This window comes from Oceanobacillus locisalsi, from assembly GCF_042675985.1.
GTDB classification, from domain to species: domain Bacteria; phylum Bacillota; class Bacilli; order Bacillales; family Amphibacillaceae; genus Oceanobacillus; species Oceanobacillus locisalsi.
Window position 1 is genome coordinate 459,478 of the sequence record NZ_JBHTKK010000001.1, and the last position, 26,400, is coordinate 485,877.

Here is a 26,400-nt window from a genome sequence, read left to right on the forward strand (position 1 = left end):
TTTCGACAAAAAATAAGACACAAAAAAACAAGCAACATAAGCATCTCTACTCATGTTGCTTGTTTCTAATCGAACCTACTTCAATTCCGGCCAGAACGCCCGATTCGCTTCAATCAAATCATCCAAAATATCCTTCGCTACTCTGGCACTTGGCACAGTTTTAGATAAGGTAAGGGCTTGCCATAATTTCTGGTAAGATCCCTCTTCAAACCCTTCTACGACTAATTTTTCCACGCCTACCTGCTGCTCCATCAAGCTTTTTTGGAATCTTGGAATTTCACCGACAACCGTTTTTTCCGGACCATTGCTGCCAACGAGACATGGCACTTCCACCATCGCTGTCGGATCAAAATTAACGATAGCACCATTATTTTCTACAATCATCAACATACGTTCTTTTGTATTAAAGGCAATTGCCTTTGCCAAATCAACGATATAAGAAGCATGATCATCGGTCTCAAGCTTGGAATCTTTTGCTGTTCCACGATCAATGATTGCCTGACATTCACCGAATATAAACTTCTCACGGCCTTCCATCACCTCATTGGCGCGGGTATGGTTTTTATCGGAATGCGCTACTTCTGCATCCGGATAGAAATAGTATTTCAAATACGTGTTAGGTACTGTCTCTGCATCTAATGCTTGGACATCTTTCGCTTTTTTAAATGTGCTGTTCCAGCTGGCTTCCTCACCAGGGATATCCTGTCCGCCCATCGTGTAGCCATACTTGCTGACATGTTCTGTTACCTGTGGCATCAGGCTGTTTCCTGCTTTATCACGAATATCTGTCCACCATCCAAAATGGTTCAGACCATAATAATTTACTTCCATCTCTTTCCGGGAGGATAAACCTAAGCTTTTGGCAATTAACTCTTCAATCCCGATCGGCATATCGCAAATGTTTAAAATCTTGGAGTTTGGTCTTAATTTACGTGTTGCCTCTGCAACAATCGCTGCCGGGTTAGAATAGTTCAGCATCCAAGCGTCGGGTGAATATGTTTCCATATAATCGACCAGTTCCAGTACACCCGGAATCGAACGCATGCCGTAAGCAATACCGCCGGGGCCGCATGTTTCTTGTCCAACAACACCGTGTTTCAATGGAATTTTCTCATCTTGTTCACGCATCGCATATTTGCCGACCCGAATATGTGCCATCACAAAATCAACATTGGTAAATGCTTCTTCCGGATTCGTACTTGCCAGTAAATTCACTTCCGGCGCACGCTCTTTTAGTAAAATTTCACATGCATCCGCAACCGTTTTTTGTCTGTCCCCATCATTATCATAGAGTTTGATCGTATCTATTGGGAATTCATCCAGATAATCCATCAGCATTAAGATAATCCCAGGTGTGAACGTACTTCCGCCTCCAGCAATCGTAATGTTAAATTTTTTCATCGTATAACGCCTCCTGCTATATTTTTAAAGTTTTGTTTCAAAGGAATCTCTCACTTGCGGTACACTCAAGCCTACAATCACCTGTACACTTTGCCCGCTTTGCGCTATCCCGTGCGCCATCTGATTATTTGTAAAGTAATCATTCCCTTTAACCAAGTCTGGGTCCTTCACTGTGACACGCAATCGCGTTGCACAGTTTGTCACATCTTGAATATTATCTTTGCCGCCAAGCCCTTCTAAATAGTAGACCGCTTTTTCTTCATATTCGGATTCATATTGAGGAGCTTGTTCTTGTTGAGCGCCTTCTTGTTTCGCTTGCTTGTAATCTTCCTTCGTATATAATTTAGCCTCCTCTTCATTTTTTCGTCCCGGCAAGGCAATATCGAATTTCACGATAATCCACCTGAATAAGACAAAGTACAATGCCACAAAGATAAACCCGACAATGGCTTGGGTGATATAAATTCCGCCATGACTGGAAGAGAGCGGAATCCAGTTCAGCGCAGCAATCTCAATAAATCCAGAACCCATCATGCCAACCACACCAAACATGTTCATAATCGTCACCATCGTCGCTCCAAGAAGCGCATGAATCACAAATAAATACGGTGCGATAAACAAGAATGTAAATTCAAGCGGTTCGGTAATGCCAGCGAATACAGCTGTTAACGTTGCCGGCAGCACAAGTGCAAGTACCTTCTTCCGGTTTTGTTTCGGTGTAGAATAATACATAGCAAGTGCGATACCTAAACAGCCAAACATCTTAACATTTCCTTGCATTAAGAACCCATATGGATAAAGATCCTTTAATGATGCAGTGGAATTAGCAAATTCATTTAAATGTTCAATCCAATATGGTTTTAAACCTTCATTGACAGCTGCCGGCCCATATTCAAACGGTGTATAGATAAAATGATGCAACCCTGTTGGAATTAGCACCCGTTCCAGGAAATGAAACAGCCATACACCGAGATAGCCAGCCTGTGTGATGAACCCTTGCAAGGAACCGATCCCCTGCTGTACATATGGCCATATAAATGCAATCAGGAATGCAAAAGGCAGCATGACAAGAAAACCGATAATGGTCACGAATACAAGACCTTGGAAAATTCCCAGCATATCTGGCAATTTCTTATCATAAAAACGATTGTGGATCCAGATTACAATACCCGATATGGCAATCGCACCAATGATATTCGTATCTAACGTCGGAATCCCTGCAATCTCTTTTACACCTGTTAAATTTTCAACACCTTGGGATAAATCAACACCAAACGTTGATGGCCAAAGCGTTAAAATCGCATTGATATAATTATTAAAAACAAGATAAACCATCAATGCAGCAAGTGTTGCCCGTGCCTGCGCTTTCTTGGCAAGCGAGATCGGTAAACCGATTACAAAAGCCAGTTCCATATGATCAAAAATCGTCCACCCGCCACTTTCAATAATGGTCCAGATGCTATACCACATGGTTCCTTCTTCTGCGATGCTCCCCATAATAGTCGGATTTTTAAATAATGTTGCCAGCCCGACCACAATACCGAAGAACGCAAATAAAAGGACGGGAACAATCATCGCACTGCCAAACCGCTTGATTGCATTCATAAACAAAAAACCCCTTTGCTTTAATCTGTAATTCCCATATTAAAGGTAGCGCTTTCAAATTCCAATAGGTTTGACGCGTTTAGAAATAACGTAGTAACATTAGATTATATTTTCATAGAACGAAAATATTTTCATTACTAGAGGTGAATAAAATGATTCTGGATAAACTGGTTAACCAATACTATCAGGATTTAAATGAAAATGATTTGTATATTATAAAGACCATTCACAATCATCTGAACGAGATGAAGACGTTGAAAATTCAAGATTTGGCGACGTATGCCCATACTTCTATCTCATCGATCCATCGATTAAGCCGAAAACTGGGTTTAGATGGTTACAGTGACTTGAAATCTTATATTAAATTAAATTCCCATACAGAGGAATCTACCCAAGACTTAACCGAACTGCTCAACCAAGATATCCAACAGACCATGAGATATATGGAGCAGCTGCATTTTGATAAATTAAATCAACTAATCGATCAGGCACCTTATATTTACATTTACGGTACAGGAACAGCTCAACTAGATTTAGCCAATGATGTCCAACGTCAATTATGGTCGCTCCATAAAAAATCCTTAGTACTGCGAAACGAACAAGACTTTAAAAATGGGATTGATGAAATCGGTGAAGAGGATCTTTTATTCATCATCTCTTTATCAGGGGAATCCAAAAACCTTGAGGAAATCATTCATATGATGAAAACAAGAAATATCAAATATGTCAGCGTAACCACATTAAGGAATAATTTACTGGCACAAAATGCCACGTTTCATATCTATGTAAACAGTACACCGTTCTATTTGTATAACAAAGTGGATAACTCCAGTTTCCTGCCGTTTTATATTGTTTTTGATATTATTGTCAGGAAGTTTAGCGAGTGGAAAATAGAACAAAGAAAGAAATAACATGGTTTAGCATATAAGAAGAAACAAAGGTTATTTTAGAATGCTTAACATGGAAATACGAGACTCTGAGCTAATAAAAAGAGACCAGCATCGAAATTGCTAGTCTCCCTTCTTTTCTTATTTTGTCAGTGAGTTCGTCTCCTCACCTTCATCCTCTTCGTTTTCTTCTTTCTTTTTCAGCTGCTCATGACGCCGCCTTTGACGATAACCATACGTCGCATTCAGCACAACATCTTCATCTTCTAACGCTGTACCAAGGGCTCCAATTACGGTAGATACGCTGGCAGCAATCCATGCAATATAGAAATAATTTATTAATCCGGGTTCGCTCGAAAGCTGGGTCTCCAGCATTCCCATCGGGATAAACACAAATACGCCGACAAGGAATAAACAGAACAACATAACATAATATATACTAATGGTAATCAATAACGTTAAAAACGTCGTTGCGTTATAAAGCCTTCTTGTATAATTACTGCCCTGATCCCGTTTCCTCTCCCATAACCGGTGAATTAAAATAATCCATAACGTCATGGCCAACACAGAAAAGACGGTAAGCAAACACATTCTGAAAATGGTATAATGCTCGCTTAATAACCATAATGTAGGAAAAACAAGTGCATAGGATCCTGTTGCAAAAGCAATAATCAGGATTCTCAAAAATGCCGGAAACATGTTCCAGGGACGGTTCGCCCGCACCATTCCCCCTAACAGGCGGATAGCAATACTTCCTCTGCGTTCTACAGTAAATCGGACATCCATATATTCCTCTTCACTATCATCCGGCGCCTCCCGTTTAAGCGGAGACAGCAAACCAAGAAACCTTTTTGTCATAAGGTTTTTGGAATTATCGACATCTACATTTTTATGCGTACTGCGTTTTGACTCAATACGCTCTGCAGAACGCTCCCTTGCCTCTTCAGAACTCCCGTAATACATTTCGTTGACCAGTTGCATAATGGATTCCCGTAAACGACTAACCATAAGAGTCGAACCGAAACTCGGCATACAAATCAGCGCTATATTTTCATCTTCGTTCGCCTCTGCAACAATCATTCGTTTCTCTATAAACAAAGGAATATCCGTTAAACATACAGCGTAGTCCCACTCTTGCTCCTCTTTCTTTTTTCTTGTGGCTTCCAATACTTCTTTGGAATCGGCACCGCCGCCTATTAGGGGATCCTCTATATAATCAATTTTCCATTCTATTTCTTCTTTTACATAATAGGAGAGCAAAGACGGCAGTTCATTTTGCAGCCTCGCTCCGATTTCATTTGGATAACCTGGTGCGGTTATTAGACCAATATATCTTGTTGTTTCACTCAAATTCGTTTCACCTCAATTTTTGTAAGTTGTTTTTGTGCATCTATGTATTATTAACCGAAAAGCAAGGAGAGTAAACTTCTTTTGTTAGGGAGTATTTGGAAAGTTACATTAAAACACTAATTATGTAATACTTATTATTCATCAAATGAAGGGTTTTAGCAGTGAAATAATAAAAATTTAGAAAAGAAATTACAGTATTCGCTGATTTAATCAAGTGAACTTGCCGATTACACAAGGAAAGTTGTTCTGACTATTAAACAGAAGTGTTTTAAAAGTTTGAGAAATAATGGAAATATGCACCATATAATCATCTGTATTTAAATAAAAAAGTAAGCCGCATTCTCTTAAAAAGAACGCAGCTTACCAAGGCAACTATTTTCCAGCAGTATTCAACTAATAAAGACAAATCAAGTTAACATATTATTGTTCTTATCACGCATACGATTGGTTCGACAATTTATACTAAACCCGTTTTCATACTGTTCCTGCTTCTGCAGAATGTACGCCATGACGATAATAGTCCTTATGCTCCGGATCCAATGGTTTTTTCCCCCGGATAATATCTGCTGCTTTTTCTGCCAACATTAATACTGGTGCATGGATATTTCCATTCGTCGTATGCGGCATAGCAGATGCATCCACGACGCGGACATTGTCCAATCCATGAACCTTCATCGTCAATGGATCAACGACCGCCATTGGATCAGAAGCGGGACCCATTTTTGCAGTACAAGATGGATGAAGCGCCGTTTCCGCATCGTTGGCTACCCAATTCAGAATCTCCTCATCGGTTTGTACAGAAGGGCCGGGTGAAATTTCGCCAGTGCTATATGGGGCTAATGCCGGCTGGGAAAGAATATTACGCGAAACTCTAATTGCTTCAACCCATTCCCTGCGATCCTCTTCCGTAGACAGATAATTGAAAACGATGCTTGGATGCTGAAACGGGTCACGTGAACGTATTTTTAAACTTCCTCTGGAGTTGGAATACATTGGTCCAACATGTACTTGAAATCCATGCTGCGTATCTGCTTTTTTCCCATCATAACGAACGGCAAGCGGCAGGAAATGGAACATTAGGTTCGGATAATCTACATCTTCATTCGAACGGACGAATCCGCCACCTTCAAAATGATTGGATGCTGCTGGGCCAGTACGTCCGAGCAACCATTGTAAACCGATCCAAGGCATTTTTGCTTTATTTAAACTCGGTTGTTCTGATACAGGTTTGGGGCAAGCGTGCTGAATATATACTTCGAGATGATCCTCCAGATTTTCACCTACACCTGGCAAGTCAACAACCGGATTAATGCCGAGGGAGCGTAAATGATCAGCGTCCCCCACACCGGACAATTGCAGTATTTGCGGCGTATTGAATGCACCACCTGAAAGAATCACTTCACCTGCATGAACATGATACGTTTTTCCGTTCTTTTGGTATGTTAAACTATTAGCTCTGGTGCCATCAAAATGAATACCGGTAACAAATGCTCGCGTCTCCACTGTTAGATTTTTACGACGCATTGCCGGGCGCAGATATGCGCGTGAAGCAGACACCCGCCTTCCATTATGCACCTGGCTGTCAAACGGACCAAACCCTTCTTGACGAAACCCATTCACATCAGGAGTTCGATTATAACCAGCCTCGACAGCTGCATCAAAAAAGGCTTGAAAAAGAGGGTTCTTTGCTGGTCCGCGCTTTAACTTAATAGGACCATTGTGACCGCGGTATTCATCAGTTGGATCTGATCCAAAAGCTGCTTCCAACCGTTTAAAATATGGAAGACAATGTGCAAAGTCCCAACTTTCCATACCTGGATCAGCTCCCCATCGATCATAGTCCTTCGGGTTGCCACGTTGGTATATCATACCATTTATCGAGCTCGACCCTCCAAGTACTTTTCCCCTCGCATGCGCGACATGACGTCCGTTCATATAAGGTTCCTGATCGGTTTCATAAATCCAATCATAGAAGCGATTACCTGACGGAAACATTAAAGCTGCCGGCATTTGAATAAACAAATCCCAAAAGTAGTCACTTCGTCCCGCTTCCAGCACAAGAACACTGCTATTTTCATCTCTACTTAGACGGTTACCAAGCACAGAACCTGCACTGCCTCCGCCAACGATTACATAGTCGTATGTTTTATCCATCTGAAATACCTCCCTAAAGACAATTACACTACGAAAAAATATAAAGGAATATAAAAACATTTATCGAAAACTTCTTTTGCTCGTGACATAGATTAACAAGATTGTCTTCATGCTTAAGTAAATCCTGCAATCTCTCAAATTAATTTATCTTCTAAAATTGCCAATTCGTTCATTTTATTAAATATAATTTTAACAAATTAAATAAAAATTAACGGAACCAATGAATAGGTTCAGGTTGTTTATTACGATAAATATGTTTCACTTCGGTATATTCTTCCATACCTTGCTGGCCAAGTTCACGGCCAATGCCTGATTGCTTATAACCACCCCATGGTGCTTGCGCAAAATAAGGATGAAAGTCATTGATCCAAACAGTACCCATCCGCAAACGTGTTGCGATAAAATCAGCCTTATTCAAATCCTGTGTCCATACAGCACCTGCCAAACCATAGATTGTATCATTCGCTAATTTAACTGCTTCCTCTTTGGATTGAAAAGTTTCTACTGTTAGTACTGGCCCGAAAACTTCTTCTTGAACAATACGCATATCATTAGTACAGTTTGTAAAAATGGTAGGTAAATAGAAAAAGCCGTTTTGCAGTTCTGAGTCATTCGGACGCTTTCCGCCGACAGCTAATGTAGCTCCTTCTTTTTCGCCTATTTCCACATACTGTTCAACTTTTGCAAGGTGCTCTGCAGAAATGAGCGGGCCGCTTTGCGTGCTTTCATCAAAACCATTGCCCAGCTTAATGCGTTTCGTTCGTTCAATCAGCGCTTCTACAAATTCATCATGGATACTCTCTTCCACTAAAAGCCTGGCTCCTGCAGAACAAACTTGTCCAGCGTGGAAAAATACAGCATTTAAAGCCTGATCAACTGCTGTCTCAAAATCGGCATCGGCAAAGACAATATTGGGATTTTTTCCGCCAAGTTCAAGCGCGATTTTTTTTACATTATGACTGGCTGCTTGCATAATGGTCTTTCCAGTCTCCATACCGCCGGTGAATGAAATTAAATCAACATGATGATTAGCAGATAGTTCGGCACCTGTAGACACCCCGGCGCCAAGTACCAAATTAGCGACACCTTTTGGTATGCCAGCCTCTTCAATTAATTGAAATACTTTCACAGTCGTCAATGGTGTAATCTCACTCGGTTTCACAACAATAGTGTTCCCTGCTGCCAGCGCAGGCGCAATCTTCCACGCAGCTTGCAATAAAGGGTAATTCCAAGGTGTGATTTGACCACAAACACCAACAGGCTCACGAACAACTTTACTTTCACTATCAGGAAACGGTGATTTAACTATTTCGCCACCATTTTTATCGGCTAGCCCGCCGAAATATAGAAAAACGTTCGCAATATCTGCCATATCATCTCGACTTTCTTGAATTGTTTTACCTGTATCTAATGTTTCCAATTCGGCTAATTCTTGTGAATCACGACGAATCAACTGTCCAATCTGATAAACGAACTCTCCCCGCTCATTGGCAGGCAATGTACTCCAACTGCCTTCATCAAACGTCTGTCTAGCTGCTTGAATAGCATCTTTCGTATCTTTTTCATTTCCTTCTGCAGCAGTTGCAATTATTTCTTGATTATAAGGGTTTATAATTTCTCTCGTTTTACCAGATTCAGAATCGATCCATTTTCCATTTATATACATTCTTTGTAAACGCAAATCATCACTCCTCTACAACACTCAACTTTGTTAAGTTTGTTAAATAAAAATTTAATATTATTAATAAAGTCATCCTACCAGTGTTTTTATTTACTTGTCAAACTCCTTAAAAAATATAAATTTATTGCATCGTTGATAGAACAACGATAAGACAAGCAAAAAATTATTTTTCGATTTGACAAAAAATAATCTTTCGTTACTCTATTAATAGAATGAAACATTCAAAAATTATTGAATGTATTTATTTTATTTAACAAAGGAGGGCAAAATCAATAATTCATTAAAAATTGCCAATAGCACTTCTGGCAAAGGTGTGTTTTGAAATCAATGTTTGCCAAAATCTAAATGAGAAGGGTGTATGACAGTTAATGAATTTTCGCAGTATTAGTCAGTTATTTTTATTTACGATTATATTTTTCACGCTAACAGCATGCGGTTCTAATGGGGAAGCAGATAGTTCGGGGAGTACAACAGATGGATCGAATCAAGATACAATCACGATTGGACAGATTAATTGGCCTGAAAACATTGCAGTTACAAATATGTGGAAGGCTATTCTGGAAGATGAGGGATATGATGTAGAGTTACAACTTATTGAGATGGGACCGCAAATGGCCGCATTAGCTGAAGGAGATTTAGATATAGCACCAGAAATCTGGTTACCAGTGCAAGATAAGAATTACTATGAAGAATATAAAGACGAGGCCGATTTTTTCGAAGAACCCTGGTATGAAAATGGGAAAGTTGGATTGGCCGTTCCAGCATATATGGATGACATAAATAGCATTGAAGACTTAAATGAAAACAAAGATACATTTGAAAGCAAAATAACAGGATTTGAGCCTGGAGCAGGAACAATGCTAACAACAGACGACGTCATTCAAGAATACAATCTTGATTATAATCTCGTTGAGAGCAGTGAAGCAGCAATGATTACCTCTGTAAGGGACGCAGCAGAAAATCAAGAACCTATCGTTGCACCATTATGGAAACCACATTTTATTTTTTCGGAAGTAGACTTAAAGTTTTTGGAAGATCCGAATAAAACCTATGGTGAAGTAGAAGAAATTTTTATGGCATCCCGTGAAGGATTTGATGAAGATTTTCAGGAAGTTAATAACTGGATGAAAAACTTTAAACTAAACGATGATCAACTTGGCGAATTAATGGTTTACGTTAAAGAAAATGAGGAAAATCCTATTGAAGGTGCAGAAAAATGGATAGAAGAAAATCAGAATGTAATTGACGAATGGATGGAATAAGCATAAAAAAGAGGCGGAGCTTGGTATAAGTTCGTCTCTTTTCCTGATAGGATAGTTTTGCAGCTATCTATTTCCAGTAAAAAACTAAACGTATTCCTTACGTATTTTGTATTGCAACCTTTTCACATCTCTTAGCGAATCTAAGTTGCATATCAGCACTATTCATTATAAAATATAATAAACGTTTAATTAATTATGAATAAATTTAAGAGTGAAGCATGCTTCATGCCGCTATAAAAGAGGTGCCGTTATGGACGAAAATAAAGATAATTTTAAAGATGTAAAAAACAAAGAAAAAATTGACCAAGCTGAAAGTCTGATGGTTAATACATTTTCCGAGACGATGGATTTTTATGGTGTTACCCCTTCAGTCGGACGCCTTTACGGAATGATGTATTTTAAACATCAGCCTATTACGTTGGATGAAATGAAAGAAGCACTTGGGATGAGTAAACCAAGCATGAGTACATCTGTTAGAAAACTTCAAGATATCGGCATCGTTCACAAAGTTTGGCAAAAAGGTTCAAGAAAAGATTCTTTCATGGCTGAAAAAAATTTCTTTAATTATTTTTCTCATTTTTTTGGCCTGAAATGGGAACGTGAAGTAAGTATGTTTATGATTAATATTAAAAAAGCTCAAGAGCAACTTCAAGAAGTAATTGAAGATGGTGAAACAGATGAAATATTACGAGAAAAAGCTATCCGGGATTACCAACAACTTGATGAGGCTTTGGTATATTATCGTTGGCTGGAAAAACTAACGAAACTTACTAAATCTGGAGAAATATATAATTATATACCTGTAGAAGATGTGGATGAAAGAAACTAAGAGGAGTATAGCTTCTCTTTTTTTATTAACGAACAAAAGATATATTTGAATGTTAAAAAATCCAAGAAAAAGAACACAGCACATTTTCCATTTTCACATTCGGCTCATTGTACTAATTGATGAATAAACTGAACTGGAATGGTGCCTGCATACCTTTTATATTCTCTGGTATACAGGCACCATTCCCCCTCCTTACTTCCAGAAATATTATCAAACGACCCCACATTTATCTTTTATTATCTCTTCTGCTTCAGTATCAAAACCTGTTAACCTTTTTAATTTAGCAACGTTATAGGAAGATGTTTTCTCAAAGAGAGGTAACTCCTCCGTCAGTCGGTCAATTAGTTCAAGCCATAATCCTTTTAACTCTTCTCTCTCTTTAACAGCCCATGAATAGCCCAATCCAGCTAAATAATCGCCTTGATACCATTCCAGCAGCCTAAAATATTGTTCTCTATCTACTTCTTTTTCGTTCAATAAACGCTGTGCTGCTATTTTAAATTGATGAGATTGAATCTGTATTTCATGCCCGATATCAATTTGATAAAATTCTTCCTGGCTGATGATTTCAATCGGAGCACCAATTTGCTGCAACGTCTTTCTAATTTGATATATAGCTGAATACAGTTGGGCATTTGCTTTTTCCCAAAAGAGGTTACTCCACAACAATTCGATTAAATCTCTTTTCAAGATGGTCTTATGATGATGATGGATAAAGTAAGCAAATAATTCCTTCGCTTTAGACGTTCGCCATTTCACGTCTGCTCGTATATCATTCTCATATATTTGCAACATTCCCAAGTCTTTAATGATATATCTTGATTCACCAGGCGTCATTTTTTGTTCCATCGCCTGTCTATCTTTTATCCGTTGTACAGCTACTGCTAAACGCTCCTGCTTTATAGGCTTCAACATATAATCTACTGCATTTATCTCAAAAGCTTCCGCTCCATATTCATTATATGCCGTAACAAAAACAATATATAAAGAAGGGTTAATGTTTAATAGCTGCTTTGCCAAATCTGTTCCTTTTACATAAGGCATACGTATATCAAGAAATACAGCGTCTACCTTATGCTCCTGAACATGCTTGATTAATTCTTTCGCATCCATAAACTTACCTGTAACATGCACCCCTTCTATTTTACTTAACTGTAAATCCAAATATTGTAATGCTAAATGTTCATCGTCAATAATAGAAATATGAAGCATAGCATCTTCTCCCTCTATAAATTAGAATAACTTCAAAACACGGTTGTTTACTTCCTATATTTATCAGCTAAATCTACTTCCTAAGAAATATTTCCTCCCACATTTAAGAAACATCAAACGATTCCTGCCATAATGCGTTATCATCCTATCATTGCTTGTAATTCTGTAAGGATTGCTCTGCGATTAGAGGAACGATATTATCAAAAATATGCGTATCCCCATCCGTAATGGAATATCCTCCCTCATACTCGCTATTTGCATTCGTCACTTGAAATGCTTTCATACGATCAAAAATGGCATCCGCTGTCTGCTCCTCACCAATTTCCAAAAGATATAAAATGAGAAAACCATAGATAGCCGGAGATTCATAGTCAACAACAGGGGCTTTGGTTTCAAGGTTATACATACCATACACAACTCCGTTCTCTTCCATTTCCTCTTGAATGAAGCGTAAAAGTTCTTCAGATGGATTCCCGGCTTGCGCATGATGATAAGCAGTAATGGCTTGGTCAACCATGTTGATGTCGGAATCATATGCATACGTCTCATTTTCAACATTATAGGATTTCGGATAAAAACCATTACGCAAGGGAGTTTCTGTTAGTACATTTGCCGTGTTCTCTACTACCTGCTGATTTAAACTGCCTTGTTCAGCCATCCTGTTCATCGCTTGTATATCAATATACGATAACGTAATGTTCGACGATGCGTACACTTCCTCGCGGTCATAGAAATCTGTGAATATACCAATATTTACATTATTTGCAGAAATATATGCATTAATGGTATTGGCTGTATCTACATATTTTTCATCTCCCCACATCTCATAAGCATAAAGCAATGCATTCGAAATACGAATATCATCAATGAACGCATTCGTTGATACCTCACTATCGCCCTCTTCTGTGAGTTTCCAATGTACAAAACCGTCATTCTCCAGGAAAAAATCATGAAGTTGTGTATAGATTTCATCAAATAATGCGCTATCCTCTTTTTCCAATGCATAAAACATCCAAAGCCCCAGCGTTTCAGAAAGCAATTCACGCCCTGCTACCAAATCTTCATCCTCTAAATCACTATGTTGAATATAAGTAGCAAGCAAACCATTGTCATTCCTCAGCCACTTATTAATAAAAGCTTCATTTTTATTACCTCTTTCGTTTGATTCTTTAGAATCATCCATCGTGCAGCCCCCTATCAAACAGCAAATACCGATGAGCAACATAAAACGTTTCACGTGCTATCCTCCCGCAGCCTACTTAGAAACCAACAGTCCTTGGCCAACGTTCCTTTTGATGTACGCAACAATTTTATTTGCTGAATCGCCCTGTCCAAATGGGTTTTGAACCTCGCTCATCATTTTATAACTGTCCTCATTCGAAAGTAGACGTTGGGTCTCTAGAACAATTATATCCTCTGACGTTCCGACAAGGCGCAAGGTTCCAGCTTCTACCCCTTCCGGACGTTCTGTCGTATCTCTGGCGACTAAGACCGGAATACCAAGACCAGGGGCTTCTTCTTGAATGCCGCCAGAGTCTGTAATGATAAGATAGACATTTTTCATGACGTGAATAAACTGTTCATATTCTAAAGGCTCAATAAGATAAATATCTGTATTTCCGCCAATTTCATCAAGCGCCATTTCCCTAATAACTGGATTTTTATGAATCGGGAAGATAACCTGTACATCATCATTGGCAGCGACAATGCGATGAATAGCTCGATAGACAGATTGAAGTGCTTCTAAATTTTCCCTTCTATGCATCGTTAGCAATATCGTTTTTTTACCCGTAGCCAAAATATTTTCAAGTTCGTTAGGAAGATTACTTGTTCGGCGGCTAATTTCCAAAAGTGCATCAATCACCGTATTCCCCACTACTTGAATATTGTCCCCTGACACATTTTCTCGTAATAGATTTTCTTTGTTTCTATTCGTCGGCGCAAAATGATATGTTGCGATTTTACTAACTAGTTGTCGATTAATTTCTTCAGGAAATGGTGAATATATATTATGTGTTCGTAAGCCAGCTTCCACATGACCTACAGGAACCTTTTGCAAATACGCTGCATAGGCTCCTACGAATGTCGTTGTTGTATCTCCATGAACCAGCACTAAATCCGGTTCTTCTTTCTCAATCACTTTAGATACCTTATCTATAAGTCTGTTTGTTAAGTCTTCCAGTGACTGGCCCTCTTTCATAAGATTTAAATCATAATCTGATGTGATATCAAATAAATGCAGCACCTGATCAAGCATATCTCTGTGTTGCGCTGTATTAACAAAAATACTCTCTATATCTGGATCTTGTTCTAACGCTTGCACAACAGGTGCCATTTTTATTCCTTCAGGTCTTGTACCAAAGACGGACATAATTTTCATCAATGGAATTGCCCCCTTATGATTATTATTTACTTTGCTCGAATCTTTCGGTTTTGTACCATTTAACATCTTGTTTCAACATGACACGCTTCAATTCAAGGAATGTGGCATAAGCCACTAAGACAACCCACATCTGGGAGTAGACAAAATACATCAATACAGCAATTAACGCGTTTTTAAACGTAAGCTGATTTTTCTCGAGACTGAGCGCAAGCCAGACTTCCGTCAGAAACATTAAAAATCCGGTAACTAATAAAAAGATGGACACAGTGCCAATCGATAAATCTAAGTCAAAAAATAAATTCGTAATAAAAATGCCGTGTGATATAATAATGCCGCTGAAGAACAGAAGGTATACAAACAGAAAATAGAATAAATCCAAAGGTACCTTTTTATTCGTTACCTGCGACGGGTTGAACAGGAATTTGGCAATCACATACTCATTCCCGCGCGCCCAGCGGGTTCTTTGCTTCCACCAAACCTTTAAACTCTCTGGTTCCTGCTCCCAAGTAACAGCAGCAGGAAAAAAACGAATGTGGTAGCCAAAGTTATAGACTCGAAAACTGAGTTCCGTATCTTCTGACAATGCTTTTTCATCCCACCCGCCAAGTTCTTCAAGAATAGAACGGCGAATAGCAAAATTGGTCCCGGGAATCGTTGTTAATTTAAACCAAGACCAGCGACCTGCCTGCGCAAGCCATTGAAACGTCAGTGTTTCCATATTAATAAAGCGTGTTAGTAAATTTTGATGGGCATTCAATACTCTAAACTTCCCGACAACCGCTCCAGCCTTTTCATCTTTGTTTAAGCCAAGAGCCAAGTTATAAACAGCTTCCGGTTCCGGCGTATTATCAGCGTCATAGACAACAATAACTTCTCCTGTCGAATGCTTTAATCCTTGGTTTAGAGCACCAGATTTTCCTTTCCCGCCTTGTGGTGGTTTCGTATGGATCGGCTTAATAAAGTCATATTTTCTCGCGTAATTATCAAGAATAGCGCCTGTAGAATCGCTGGAATTATCGTTGACGACGATTACTTCCAATTTATCTTTCGGGTATTTCAAATGAATCATCGCCTCAACTGTATCTTGAATCACCATCTCCTCATTGTGAGCAGGAATTAAAATACTGACAGAAGGCATTTCTCCCGGATCCTCATCCCATTTTTGCTTAATTTTTGGATGATGACGGAAATATCGATAGCCGCCTAACATTAAAAACATATGGTAAAACAGCATGAACCAAATTAAAAATAATGAAAAATACAGAATAAAATCAGCCATTGCTTACCTTCCTCTCCTCCCTATCTTCCCGCTTTTCTTTTGTCTTTTGTACAACAGTAAAGCAAATCAATAAAATGACAGTGAAGGCGCCGGCCCAAGCGATAACCCATGCAGTATTTTTAAAAAATTCCTTAATATGGTATGCGGTATAATTGAAGGATGTTGTCATTAACCCCAGATGGTCAACATTAGCGTCTATCTCTCCGTTACTGCTGACAATGGTGACATTTTCAACTTCCACCGTATTATCTATTTCTTTTAAATCTATCCATTCTAGATTCGGTATGTTTTCCATCTCATCAACTAATTCAATGAAACCTTCTTCTCCCAGATAAGGGTGATAAAAACTGCCAATCATTCCACCATCCGTCACCTGATACAGATCTGCTGCTTCCATCATATTTTCTACAGGATCATCTAATTCAGGCTGTACAAAACCAATCGTCTCTGGCAGCAAAAGCATCCCATTTAAGAAATCCGGTTTAGAGGCATATGGTGTTGTATTCATAATCTCCCATTCTTCATCACTAAGTTGAGCTTGTCCCACATAAGTAGAAAAGTATTCTGACGTAACTGCATAACCATTTTGAGACATCGTATAGTGGGGCGCTTCAAATGCCAGCGGAAAGATACCATAGTTGGCTAATTCCTGTACTCCTTTCGTTAGACGGTCTTCAATATACTCCCGTTCAAAATTTTTATTTTCTTCCATATAAGCCTCATACGCCTCGCGACTCTCAAAATCATCCTCGGAAACTTTCACTGCTTCTTCCTCGGGACCGTGATAAATAGGCATTTCATTTTCGACATCCCAAAATTCAAAGCCTTCTCCCGTTTCGCTCTGTCTAAATTGATGCGTATATCCATGAAGAACGACACTGCCTCCGTTTTCCTGCATATATTTGAGCACTTCTAACACTTCCGGCATGTCTTCAAACCGATATTCTTTTCCAGTTTCAGGATCCGTATAAACCGGTATCACAGCAATCATATAGGGGATATCCCTTTCTTTTAATTCCTCTGCGATAGCCATGAGACTCTCCGGATCGACCAAAGGATGAACATCCTCCAAACGAAGATAGGCAGGTGTTTCGTTACTCGGATCTGTATGAAACATCGTATTTAAAGCCTGTGAAAAATAAACAGAGTACGGTGGAAGAAGTGTATCTGTAGCGACATAGTACTTGTCATCACGATGCGCAATCAGCGGAAATTCGCCTTGATTGCCGCTTCCCTGAGCTAAAACTTCTGCGTCATCATCCAACTTCGCATCTATAATATATTCCGGCTCAATTTCTCTTGTTTTCTCTTCGTCGTCCATATACGCAATTTCATTTATCGTTTGTTCTGTACTCTCTCCAGTTTCAACGAAAGAAAAATGATCTCCTAATTGTTCCACATTATGACCAATAGCCATTGTCGGTCCATCAAATGAAGAAACCAAATCCGGAATATCATTCGGAAGGTCTTCTTCCGTTTCCCCGTAATAAACAAGATGAGTTATCCCACTTAAGTCTGATTCTTCCATATTTTCTGAATTAACAAAGGTTATATTTTCTGAAAAATGTCCTAGCGCCATATCGAGTATTCTTTGGTTTTCATCTATATTTCCATCGTTTGATGAAAATATAACTAAGATATGTATATCTGGATGTATTTTCTCGATATCAGCCTCTATTGCTTTTGCGTTACTCTCGTTATGAATCAACAAAAATGAGATGAAAAAAACTGTATATAACAGAAATTTCATTTTCATTTTGCACATGCCCCTCCTTTATAATCATATAAATTACCGTATGCTGTTTCTATTTATACTTTAGTACTTATTTTTATAATAACTCTCTAAGTGTATAAAAGAGAACAGTTCCCGCCTGTACAAAAACTGTACAACCTAATACTTAGTTGAATACTAATGATTAAATATAAATGACTAGAAATCATTTATATTAGTTAGCTGAAAGATTTTTGCGGATATAGGGAGGAAACCGTATAAAAAACCCGCCAAACAATAAAGAATACTGTTTGGCGGGTAGATTGGAAATTATTATAAAAATAGATTCTATATAAATTGAATTAATAAACCTATCTTTTTCTTTACTCAACTGACGCACTTTAAAAAGTAACTTCTTTTCCATAAGAACAGAGGTAAATCGTTTCTTCCATACATCTGAAGATGAGAAGGTGAAGTGTAAGGCGACCGCTGATATGCGGCGGACCGTTTTGCTTTCCGACGTACAACGGTTTTGATGGGGCGAGTAACCGCAGTCCCAGGACGTACTAGTGCAGACGTTGCAACAACGGTTTTAATGGGGTGAGTAAGCGCAACCCCAGGACGTTGCGACTTTAGTCTTCCTAGGGGCACGCTCTTCAGCTAACTTTTGCCAAGAAGAGCGCTTGGCAAAAGGGCATCTTCAGAGGGTGCTGATCCCTCGTCCAGCTACAAGCGTCAAAAACTAGACAACTTCCCGAGAGCGCCCTACGATAAGTCATCATCCGTTCGTAAACTCACGGTGATTCCTTTATCTCGTAAGCGATGGAAGTTCGACCAAGGTCGAACCACCCCCAAAGATCGGGGGCGCAGTTGTTACGTTTTTAAACGACGCTTTCCGCTTTCCTTTCAGGAGTCAAAACGGTCCGCCTCCGCTAGTGGGATATTCTATACGGTTGAAATAGCTGAACAATTAAAATCCCTCTAACTTCATTAGGATGTTATTTCTTCCATACGCTACAAAATCCTATTAGAGCGTAGGCCAACCACGTAGACTCCTATGGGAACAGAGCGAGCTGAAGATCCACTTGAAAAGCGGTCTTCTTTTCAAGTTAGCTGAAGCCGTCCCCATGGAAAGCGGAGTGGTTGGCCGGAGCGAACGCCAGAAGGTAAAATATTAATTTCAAGTTATATAAGTTGGGAGCATTGATATTTTATTTGATTTATTGATAGCCGATCTACATTGGCAGGAGGTCCATATAAAAACATCCTGCCATTTAAATAAAGGACGTTAGTAATGAACCCCAAACTAATGTAAATAGTGCCGCAAAAATCATCGCTAAGGACGAAAAGACCGATTCCTGTTTTCCGTATTCCAACGCTTTATTCGTACCGACACCATGCGCTCCCATTCCTAAGGCTAATCCTTTGGCGATCGGTGTTTTAATAGACAGCCATTTCAGTACGTTTGGGCCTACTATTCCTCCGACAATACCTGTGATAATCACAAAAACGGTCGTTAATGTCGGCAAACCGCCAATTTCTTTTGATACCTCCATGGCAATCGGTGTAGTAATCGATCGTGGAAGAATGGAAACAATAAAATCATCACTCAAGTGTATCAATTTAGATAACAAGAATGTTGAAACCATTGCCATCAATGTTCCAGCCGTAATACTGATCAGAATGGTTTTCATATATTTTTTTATAATTAGCAGGTTCTTATAAATAGGCACTGCAAAAGCCACTGTCGCCGGCGCAAGCATATGTGATAGGAATTTGGAGCCTTGCATATAATCATTGGCAGACACATGCATGATGGAAATCACCGCTATTAATAGGATTGGCGCTAATAACAGCGGGTGGAAGAGCGCAAAGTTCATCTTTTTATAAATCCTTTTTGAAAGAACATAAATCAAATACGTTATCACCGTAAACAATACGATAATCAATGCGATTCCCCCTCCTTCTTCATCGATACTCTTTCAGCTGTCCAGGCAGTTAAGCCCATCACAATCATCGTGCTAATCACAATCAAACCGACAATTCCTATCCCTTGCATACTGAAAATCTCTTCGTAATTGATGATTCCCACAGCAGAAGGAACAAAGAACAGCAACAGCTCTGCCATTAACCATTTCGCGCCCTGGTCGACCCACTCTAACTTGATAACATGACAGCACAATGCCGCGAATAATATAAATAACCCAAACATAGAGGCTGGAATCGGCAATGGAATAAAATATTTTAACACTGCTCCCAGGAGCAGAAAGACATGTAAAAAACAAATTTGTAAAATAACCTTGATAACTTTCACAGGCTTTCCCTTCTTCTATACGTAATATAAAAACATCTGTTATCTATATTACGCCGCACTATACCATTCGTAAAATACATATTAATTATCATTTTCATAACTCAAAGTTATAATTAATCCGTTAGAATAAAATCAATAAATTTCCTCCCTGCATTGGAAATATATTTCCCCTTTTTCGTAATGACAGCAAGTTTCCACATAATCGTCGGTTCCAGGTCGAGGATTTTAATATCCTTTGTAAACAAACGGTTACAGATGGACTCTGGCAATATCGTTACCCCAAAATTTGCAGCAACCATCTCAGACATCAAATCCCATTGCATGCTCTTAAATAAGATTTTCGGTTCAAAACCCGCTATCGTAAAGAAATGATTTCGTACAATTTGATTTAAAGCAAAATCCTCATGGTAAAAAATAAATTCTTCATCCCGTAAATCTTTTACATTTACTTTTGTATAGGAAGCCAGCGGATGATCCTTATGAACAATCAGCTTCATTTTCTCCTTCACAATCGGATAAATATTAAAGACACGTTCATCTAAAGGAAGCACCGCCACGCCTAGCTCAAATTCACCCTCTTCCACACTTTTAACAACCCTGGCGCCTCCATATTCCGTGATATCTAATGTGATATTCGGATAACTGCGATGAAAATTCTTCATCACTTCCGGGAAAAACAGGCTCCCGATAAAAGGAGGAAGACCAATATTCAGCTCCCCTGCCGATAAATTCGTCAAATCACTTACTGTTAATGTCATTTCATCTACCAAGTTGTTTATTTTTTGCGTATATTCCAATACCGTTTTGCCAGCATCGGTTAAGTCTATGGTTTTGTTGGTCCGGATAATCAGCGGAGTTCCAAGTTCATCTTCTAAGGATTTGATGGACTTGCTTAGAGCTGGTTGCGAAATGTGTATTTGTTCGGCGGCTTTGGTGATGCTTTTTTGATTTGCTACTTCTTTGAAATAGGTTAGTTGTTTGAGTTCCATGGGGCTCACCTCTTTGTTTTAGCTATAATTAATATAGCATTATTTTAGGGGTTCATACTATTATACTGAATCAGCTTAATAATTAACTGACCCGGGAAATTCTATAAGACGCTAAATCACCATAGAAAAAGGAATCACAGGAGATCTTTCTTAACTCTCCCGTAATTCCTTTTAATGAGAAGTTGCTTATCAGCTTTATACGCAACTTCTCTACAAAACCTTTATTTTCTCATTCAGGTGAATGATATACTTCCAAACCCCTCACTTAAAGCTTAAACCGTCTTACCAACCCATTTAATTCTTCCGCAAGCTTGGATAATTGCTCCGAACTTCCTGCTACCTCATCCATTGCACCGCTCGTTTGCTGTGTAGAAGCAGATGTCTGCTCAACTCCCGCAGCCGCTTCTTCGGAAATAGAAGCTATTTCTCCAATCGATTCATTCATTTCCTGGGTATTTGTAGCAATATCAGCTAAGTTACCAGATACTATATTAATATTTTCTGCCATTTTTGATATGGATTCGTTGATTTCATTAAAGGTTTCTCCAGTTGTCATGATTTGTTTCGTCCCCTGTTCGACTTCGGTATAACCACCTTTCAATGATTCTACAACGGCACTAGTTTCGCTCTGAATATTCGTTACGATACCTGTAATATCCGTGACGGAAACAGCTACTTGTTCCGCAAGCTTCTTCACTTCATCTGCCACAACCGCGAAGCCTTTCCCGTGCTCCCCTGCTCTTGCTGCTTCAATGGCTGCATTTAACGAAAGCAGATTCGTCTGGTCTGCAATATCTTTAATCATCGAAACAAGATTTGAAATTTGCTGAGACTGTTCATCTAATCCTTCTACCTTCGCAACCGTTCCTTGAACAATCCGGTCAATTTTAGACATTTGATCTGTCGTAGCTGTCATTGCTTCGCTACCTTTATGTGTCATTCCCAACACTTCATTTGAATACTCCTGAACGCGTTCGCCATTGTCATTGACCTCTTGTACTTTAGCAGCAAAGGTACCCATTACCGACGCTAAGTCGCTGGCACTATTCGCCTGTGTTTCAGAACCTGTTGCCAATTCCTGCATCGTAATGGCAACCTGATCCGAACCAGATTTTACTTCATTGGCCGCCTGCGTTAATTCTTCACTTTGATTGGTAACCGTTTCAGATACCGTATTTATTTGTGTAAGTAAATCACGTGTATTGGTTGCCATTTCGTTGGCGGCATTAACCAGCTGTCCAACTTCATCTCTGGAATGCGTTTGTAAGTCCCCTCGACTTAAATCACCACTTGCAATAAGCTTCATTCGTTCCATCACAGCCTTAATCGGTTTTGAAATGATTCCCGCGGTAATAAGTGCTGCTATAATGCTGAGAATAACAATCAAAATGGATGCAATAATAACAACGGTTAATGTTTGCTCTCCGTTATCAATAATCCCTTCCCCATGCTGGTTTATCTCTTCTTCCGAATTCGCTGCCAGTTCCTCATATCCAGTCATGATTTCACGGACAATTGGAGTCAATTCATTGAGATTCTTTATAGCTGTATCTTGATCACCTCTTTCATATACCGCAAATACATCATCAGCAATAGCTGTTCGCCAATCAACAGTTTCATTAATTAAATCATCAAATTCTTCCGTAACACCGACACTTCTTGCCAATTCCTCAAATTCGGTGCCCTGTTCCGTATATTCTTCAAATCGATCCTTCATCGTACTATCTCCGCTTAATATATAACCACGTGCGGTTGATATCCGGTTGGCCATTGTTGTTTCCATGCCCTTGTTTGCGATTAATTGTTGGAGATCGTTTTCAATAATATTTGTTGTATCCTCATTGATCTGTTTAATAGCTATGTAATTATATAGACCTAATATAATCACTAATAAAATAACCACCGAAAATGCAGCTATGATTTTGCTCTTGATGCTTTTGAAATTAAATATATTCCTCATTACTTTCTCCTTCTTTATATAAACGATTTAACACTACACTGCTATCTTCATGCAGTACACAGGAGATTTTATCTATTTTTCTGAAGGGTAAGGGCAATTTTATTTTTAAAATTGTTATGTCAGAATCAAATGATATGTCTCGTGCGAAGCTGGGTGGTTTGTATACGTTTATAGCGTGGCGTCTATGGTTGTACTTTAACCAAGCGAGGTGATAGTGCCTCTATTTATATCGGCTTGTCTGGGGATTTTTGAAGGGAAGGATTGATAAATTTTGGAATAAATATACAGGTGTAAGCTGAGGTGGTTTAAAGATATTAATAGATGGATAACGGTTGTTATTAGAGTAACTCTTATTTTCGCGGTCATTTTAAAGGGAGGGTGAAATGTAGTTCAAATTGTCGCTTGAGGGATATAGAAGGGCTATTTCGATAAAATCTAATATACTGATTTTACAAAAGCCCTATGATAAAAGAACAAACTTCACAGATCAACTGTTACGAACAAACAAATAAAAAATCACCTGACTACGGGCGGTTGACTTTTTGAAAAGTATTGAAGCTTATTTTCACTTTTTATATAATAATTTTGCTAAGGTTAACGATAGTTTCAATGTAAATCTCAAAAAGCCAATAGCCCGAAGCTTGTTTCATTTTGATTTAGAATACGGATGTTTTTGATTAGAACAATAATCACAAGTTATTTATTAACTGCTATTTAGATACCTTTCCCATTTTTTAAAATATCCATCGGTAAGGTATCAGGCACCTCAAAATTCGACTTCATATTATAATACGTTCGTTCCTGATCAGAAGTATATAACCCTTGCATTGCTTCTAATACATGAAGACCAAGAAGTCCATCTGCTCGATGCTTTCTTCTTTTAATGATAGCATCTGCCATGTCTAAAACTCCTATTCCTCTGCTGTTTTCTCTAAAGCTATGTGTAAGTGGTACTTCTTCAAAATCTAATAACCCTTGTTTCTTCACATAAACGGAACCAGAAAAATTGTTAGGATCCGGAACAATCAGAGTGCCAGTTGTACCATGGATCTCAATATTGGAACTCTTTGTTCCCCAAACGTCAAAACTTGTAATAAGGGTACCTACTACGCCATTTTGGAAATCCAATAACCCTGCCACATGAGTTGGCACGTCCACATCTATCTCTTCTCCGTAATTAATTTCACCAGTAATTACTCTCTTAGAAGATGATGTCTTTGCGATACCTGATACACTCTTTATTGGTCCTAATAAAATAGCAAGTGCAGTTAAATAATAAGGCCCCATGTCAAATAATGGCCCAGCACCCTGCTTATATAAAAACCCAGGAGCGGGATGAAAACTTTCTGGCCCACGGTACATCATAAAAGCAGTAGCAGCGAGGGGGCTGCCTATCCATCCATCATCAATTAATTTACGGGCAGTTTGGATTCCCCCGCCTAAAAAAGTGTCTGGAGCTACACCTACTAATAAATTTTTTTCTTTCGCTAAACTCATAATCTCTTCTCCATCTTTTAATTCTGTTGCTAACGGTTTTTCGCTATAACTATGCTTGCCAGCTTGAAGTGTTTTAAGATGAATTTCTGCATGTGAATTTGGGTTTGTTAAATTAACTACTAATTCAATGCTAGGATTATCTAAAAGTTCTTCAACTGTACAAGCTATCGGTATATTAAATTCCTGTGCTTTCTCCTGTGCTCTAGAAATATCTAGATCAGCACAAGCTGATACTTCTATATTATAAAACGCTTTCAAGTTTTCGAAATAAATGGAACTTATATTTCCACAGCCAATAATCCCTACGTTGATTTTTTGCATATTTAAAAAATCCTTTCTTTTTACTTTACTAAGAAGCCAATTCTTAACTACAATCTATAAAATAGTTATACAATCCGAATCTATAAAATACAATGCTATAAATGTTAGTTTCTATTTCTTAAATCAGCAATAATATCTGCGTGAAATTTATCCAATTTATAAAATAAAAGAGCTATAATCTGAATAACAGTTAATATAATTAATCCCGCATACATAATAACTCTTATCATATCTTGAGCAGAGGCAGTAATAGCATCCGGATTATATCCCGCCCACGCTAGAGCATATGCTACTGCCGCCGATCCGATGGCAATACCAAACTTAGTAGCAAAACTATAAGCAGAATACAGTAATCCATCTGTTCTTTGTCCATATTTCCACTCCTGATAGTCAATAGAGTCCGCTAATAAAGCAAAATTTGCAGCGCCATTCACACCAATAAAAGTAAATGCAATGAAAAAGACTGTTGTAAAAACAACAAATGATCCATTTTCCAAAAGAAGCATGGCAATAAATAATGGAATACAAAGCGCTAGCAAAATAATACTTCCATTTCTATTACCCAGCCTTTTTAGAATAAAAGGAGCAATAGCCCCTCCCACAAAGTTCGCAACATTTGCTAGTGTTAGATACAACGGAACCATCTGTGGTTGTTCTAATACATAAGTGACATAGTAAATTAATACTCCGAAAAATAAACCGATGCGCAAAAAATAAACCAGAGAATTAACTGATACCATTAACCAAGGAATATTTTTAAACATATTAATAGCAGCTTTTCTAAACACTATTGGATTATTATGATCAATTGGTTCTGTAAAACGTTCCTTACAGAATTTAAAAGTAAACATAAACAAAACAATACCAACTATTGAATAAAGAGCCATCGTAATAGGGAATCCCAATTGCTGATTACCATTTCCTAATAAATCAACCATTGGAAGTGTGAGAGCAGAAACTGCAATCGACCCTGCAGCAAGTCCCATCATACGAAAACTACCTAATTTAGACTTTTCAATAGAATCTCTAGTCATGAGAGGCATTAAAGCACCGTAGGGCAAATTGATTCCTGTATAAATCATACCCAATAGAAAATAAGTAATATACGCATAAATGATTTTCCCAGTATTTGAAAAGTCAGGTGTAATAAAAGTCAAGACACTCAAAATCGCAAACGGAACTGCTAAGTATAATATATACGGCCTGGCTTTCCCATGCTTTGAACGTGTTTTGTCCACAATAATTCCCATAATAGGGTCATTCACAGCGTCCCAGATTCTTGTAATTAGAAAAAGCGTCCCAACTACTGCGGCTGATATCCCAAAAACATCTGTATAAAAGAAAAGCAGATAACTTGTAGTCATTCCCCAAACAAAATTTGAAGCCAAATCTCCAAAACCATAACTGACTTTTTCCAACATTCTTAATTTTTCAGGACTTCCAGTATTTGTTTCTGCCACCTCAGCACTAGCATTTAATTCTGCCAAAGCTCCTCTCCACCTCTCTTAAATTTATTTCCCCACCCAGAATCTATCATGTTTAAGAAAAAGTTTTTCATATAGAGA

19 protein-coding genes are annotated in these 26,400 nt (G+C 38.5%); 3 read left to right on the plus strand and 16 right to left on the minus strand.

The genetic code is table 11. The features are described 5' to 3' along the window. Nucleotides 1-75: 75 nt before the first annotated feature. Both ACFQ19_RS02065 and ACFQ19_RS02070 read right to left on the minus strand, forming a co-directional pair. A complete protein-coding gene (locus ACFQ19_RS02065; protein ID WP_379590265.1) occupies nt 76-1,401 on the minus strand; it encodes a 6-phospho-alpha-glucosidase in 1,326 nt (441 codons plus the stop codon). A gap of 24 nt (nt 1,402-1,425) precedes the next feature. Further along, nucleotides 1,426-3,006 (minus strand): alpha-glucoside-specific PTS transporter subunit IIBC, encoded by a 1,581-nt coding sequence (locus ACFQ19_RS02070; protein ID WP_379590267.1) that lies wholly within the window; start codon nt 3,004-3,006, stop codon nt 1,426-1,428. A gap of 152 nt (nt 3,007-3,158) precedes the next feature. On the opposite strand from ACFQ19_RS02070, the gene ACFQ19_RS02075 reads away from it, so the two are divergent. Beyond that, nucleotides 3,159-3,917: a MurR/RpiR family transcriptional regulator gene (locus tag ACFQ19_RS02075; protein ID WP_379590268.1), complete on the plus strand. Its 759-nt coding sequence runs from the start codon at nt 3,159-3,161 to the stop codon at nt 3,915-3,917. A 117-nt stretch (nt 3,918-4,034) separates the two neighbouring features. On the opposite strand, the gene ACFQ19_RS02080 is transcribed toward ACFQ19_RS02075, so the two are convergent. From ACFQ19_RS02080 to betB, 3 genes are all read right to left on the minus strand, one after another. Beyond that, nucleotides 4,035-5,243 (minus strand): hypothetical protein, encoded by a 1,209-nt coding sequence (locus tag ACFQ19_RS02080; protein ID WP_379590269.1) that lies wholly within the window; start codon nt 5,241-5,243, stop codon nt 4,035-4,037. 474 nt (nt 5,244-5,717) lie between these two features. Then, nucleotides 5,718-7,397: a choline dehydrogenase gene (gene betA / locus ACFQ19_RS02085; RefSeq protein WP_379590270.1), complete on the minus strand. Its 1,680-nt coding sequence runs from the start codon at nt 7,395-7,397 to the stop codon at nt 5,718-5,720. Nucleotides 7,398-7,605: 208 nt separating this feature from the next. Continuing rightward, complete coding sequence (gene betB / locus ACFQ19_RS02090; RefSeq protein ID WP_379590312.1) at nt 7,606-9,063, minus strand: betaine-aldehyde dehydrogenase; 1,458 nt, start codon at nt 9,061-9,063, stop codon at nt 7,606-7,608. A 383-nt stretch (nt 9,064-9,446) separates the two neighbouring features. Between betB and ACFQ19_RS02095 the strand changes: the two genes are divergently transcribed. Then, nucleotides 9,447-10,340 carry a glycine betaine ABC transporter substrate-binding protein gene (locus ACFQ19_RS02095; protein ID WP_379590272.1) on the plus strand — a complete coding sequence of 298 codons (894 nt, stop codon included), beginning with the start codon at nt 9,447-9,449 and terminating at the stop codon, nt 10,338-10,340. A 250-nt stretch (nt 10,341-10,590) separates the two neighbouring features. Next, nucleotides 10,591-11,169, plus strand: coding sequence for a choline uptake/conversion transcriptional regulator CudC (cudC, locus tag ACFQ19_RS02100; protein ID WP_379590273.1), 579 nt, complete (start codon nt 10,591-10,593; stop codon nt 11,167-11,169). A gap of 210 nt (nt 11,170-11,379) precedes the next feature. Here cudC and ACFQ19_RS02105 read toward each other — a convergent pair whose 3' ends face one another. From ACFQ19_RS02105 to ACFQ19_RS02155, 11 genes are all read right to left on the minus strand, one after another. After that, nucleotides 11,380-12,381 (minus strand): response regulator, encoded by a 1,002-nt coding sequence (locus ACFQ19_RS02105; RefSeq protein ID WP_379590275.1) that lies wholly within the window; start codon nt 12,379-12,381, stop codon nt 11,380-11,382. 148 nt (nt 12,382-12,529) lie between these two features. After that, nucleotides 12,530-13,618 (minus strand): glycosyl hydrolase family 8, encoded by a 1,089-nt coding sequence (locus ACFQ19_RS02110; protein ID WP_379590276.1) that lies wholly within the window; start codon nt 13,616-13,618, stop codon nt 12,530-12,532. Nucleotides 13,619-13,636: 18 nt separating this feature from the next. Beyond that, nucleotides 13,637-14,764, minus strand: a complete 1,128-nt coding sequence (wecB, locus tag ACFQ19_RS02115; RefSeq protein ID WP_379590277.1) for a non-hydrolyzing UDP-N-acetylglucosamine 2-epimerase — start codon at nt 14,762-14,764, stop codon at nt 13,637-13,639. Between the two features lie 22 nt (nt 14,765-14,786). Next, nucleotides 14,787-16,043: a glycosyltransferase gene (locus ACFQ19_RS02120; protein WP_379590278.1), complete on the minus strand. Its 1,257-nt coding sequence runs from the start codon at nt 16,041-16,043 to the stop codon at nt 14,787-14,789. Continuing rightward, nucleotides 16,036-17,799 carry a DUF2334 domain-containing protein gene (locus tag ACFQ19_RS02125; protein ID WP_379590279.1) on the minus strand — a complete coding sequence of 588 codons (1,764 nt, stop codon included), beginning with the start codon at nt 17,797-17,799 and terminating at the stop codon, nt 16,036-16,038. The genes ACFQ19_RS02120 and ACFQ19_RS02125 overlap by 8 nt, the downstream gene beginning before the upstream one ends. 1,229 nt (nt 17,800-19,028) lie before the next feature. After that, on the minus strand, nt 19,029-19,703 hold the full coding sequence (locus tag ACFQ19_RS02130; RefSeq protein WP_379590280.1) for an LrgB family protein: 675 nt from the start codon (nt 19,701-19,703) through the stop codon (nt 19,029-19,031). Further along, nucleotides 19,700-20,068, minus strand: coding sequence for a CidA/LrgA family protein (locus ACFQ19_RS02135; protein WP_379590281.1), 369 nt, complete (start codon nt 20,066-20,068; stop codon nt 19,700-19,702). The genes ACFQ19_RS02130 and ACFQ19_RS02135 overlap by 4 nt, the downstream gene beginning before the upstream one ends. 113 nt (nt 20,069-20,181) lie before the next feature. Continuing rightward, nucleotides 20,182-21,057: a LysR family transcriptional regulator gene (locus ACFQ19_RS02140; protein ID WP_379590282.1), complete on the minus strand. Its 876-nt coding sequence runs from the start codon at nt 21,055-21,057 to the stop codon at nt 20,182-20,184. Between the two features lie 265 nt (nt 21,058-21,322). After that, a complete protein-coding gene (locus ACFQ19_RS02145) occupies nt 21,323-23,017 on the minus strand; it encodes a methyl-accepting chemotaxis protein (RefSeq protein WP_379590283.1) in 1,695 nt (564 codons plus the stop codon). Nucleotides 23,018-23,731: 714 nt separating this feature from the next. Then, the gene (locus tag ACFQ19_RS02150) at nt 23,732-24,835 is read right to left on the minus strand and encodes a Gfo/Idh/MocA family protein (RefSeq protein WP_379590284.1); all 1,104 of its coding nucleotides are present in this window, start codon (nt 24,833-24,835) and stop codon (nt 23,732-23,734) included. Between the two features lie 104 nt (nt 24,836-24,939). Beyond that, nucleotides 24,940-26,322 (minus strand): MFS transporter, encoded by a 1,383-nt coding sequence (locus ACFQ19_RS02155; RefSeq protein ID WP_379590285.1) that lies wholly within the window; start codon nt 26,320-26,322, stop codon nt 24,940-24,942. Nucleotides 26,323-26,400 lie beyond the last annotated feature (78 nt).

What these genes read in the sequence shown, in the direction of transcription:
- betB (WP_379590312.1), bottom strand. Translation starts at nt 9,063, where the DNA reads ATGTATATAAATGGAAAATGGATCGATTCTGAATCTGGTAAAACGAGA.
- ACFQ19_RS02120 (WP_379590278.1), bottom strand. Translation starts at nt 16,043, where the DNA reads ATGGCTGATTTTATTCTGTATTTTTCATTATTTTTAATTTGGTTCATG.
- ACFQ19_RS02075 (WP_379590268.1), top strand. Translation starts at nt 3,159, where the DNA reads ATGATTCTGGATAAACTGGTTAACCAATACTATCAGGATTTAAATGAA.
- ACFQ19_RS02125 (WP_379590279.1), bottom strand. Translation starts at nt 17,799, where the DNA reads ATGAAAATGAAATTTCTGTTATATACAGTTTTTTTCATCTCATTTTTG.
- ACFQ19_RS02145 (WP_379590283.1), bottom strand. Translation starts at nt 23,017, where the DNA reads ATGAGGAATATATTTAATTTCAAAAGCATCAAGAGCAAAATCATAGCT.
- ACFQ19_RS02095 (WP_379590272.1), top strand. Translation starts at nt 9,447, where the DNA reads ATGAATTTTCGCAGTATTAGTCAGTTATTTTTATTTACGATTATATTT.
- ACFQ19_RS02150 (WP_379590284.1), bottom strand. Translation starts at nt 24,835, where the DNA reads ATGCAAAAAATCAACGTAGGGATTATTGGCTGTGGAAATATAAGTTCC.
- ACFQ19_RS02065 (WP_379590265.1), bottom strand. Translation starts at nt 1,401, where the DNA reads ATGAAAAAATTTAACATTACGATTGCTGGAGGCGGAAGTACGTTCACA.
- betA (WP_379590270.1), bottom strand. Translation starts at nt 7,397, where the DNA reads ATGGATAAAACATACGACTATGTAATCGTTGGCGGAGGCAGTGCAGGT.
- cudC (WP_379590273.1), top strand. Translation starts at nt 10,591, where the DNA reads ATGGACGAAAATAAAGATAATTTTAAAGATGTAAAAAACAAAGAAAAA.
- ACFQ19_RS02105 (WP_379590275.1), bottom strand. Translation starts at nt 12,381, where the DNA reads ATGCTTCATATTTCTATTATTGACGATGAACATTTAGCATTACAATAT.
- ACFQ19_RS02070 (WP_379590267.1), bottom strand. Translation starts at nt 3,006, where the DNA reads ATGAATGCAATCAAGCGGTTTGGCAGTGCGATGATTGTTCCCGTCCTT.
- ACFQ19_RS02140 (WP_379590282.1), bottom strand. Translation starts at nt 21,057, where the DNA reads ATGGAACTCAAACAACTAACCTATTTCAAAGAAGTAGCAAATCAAAAA.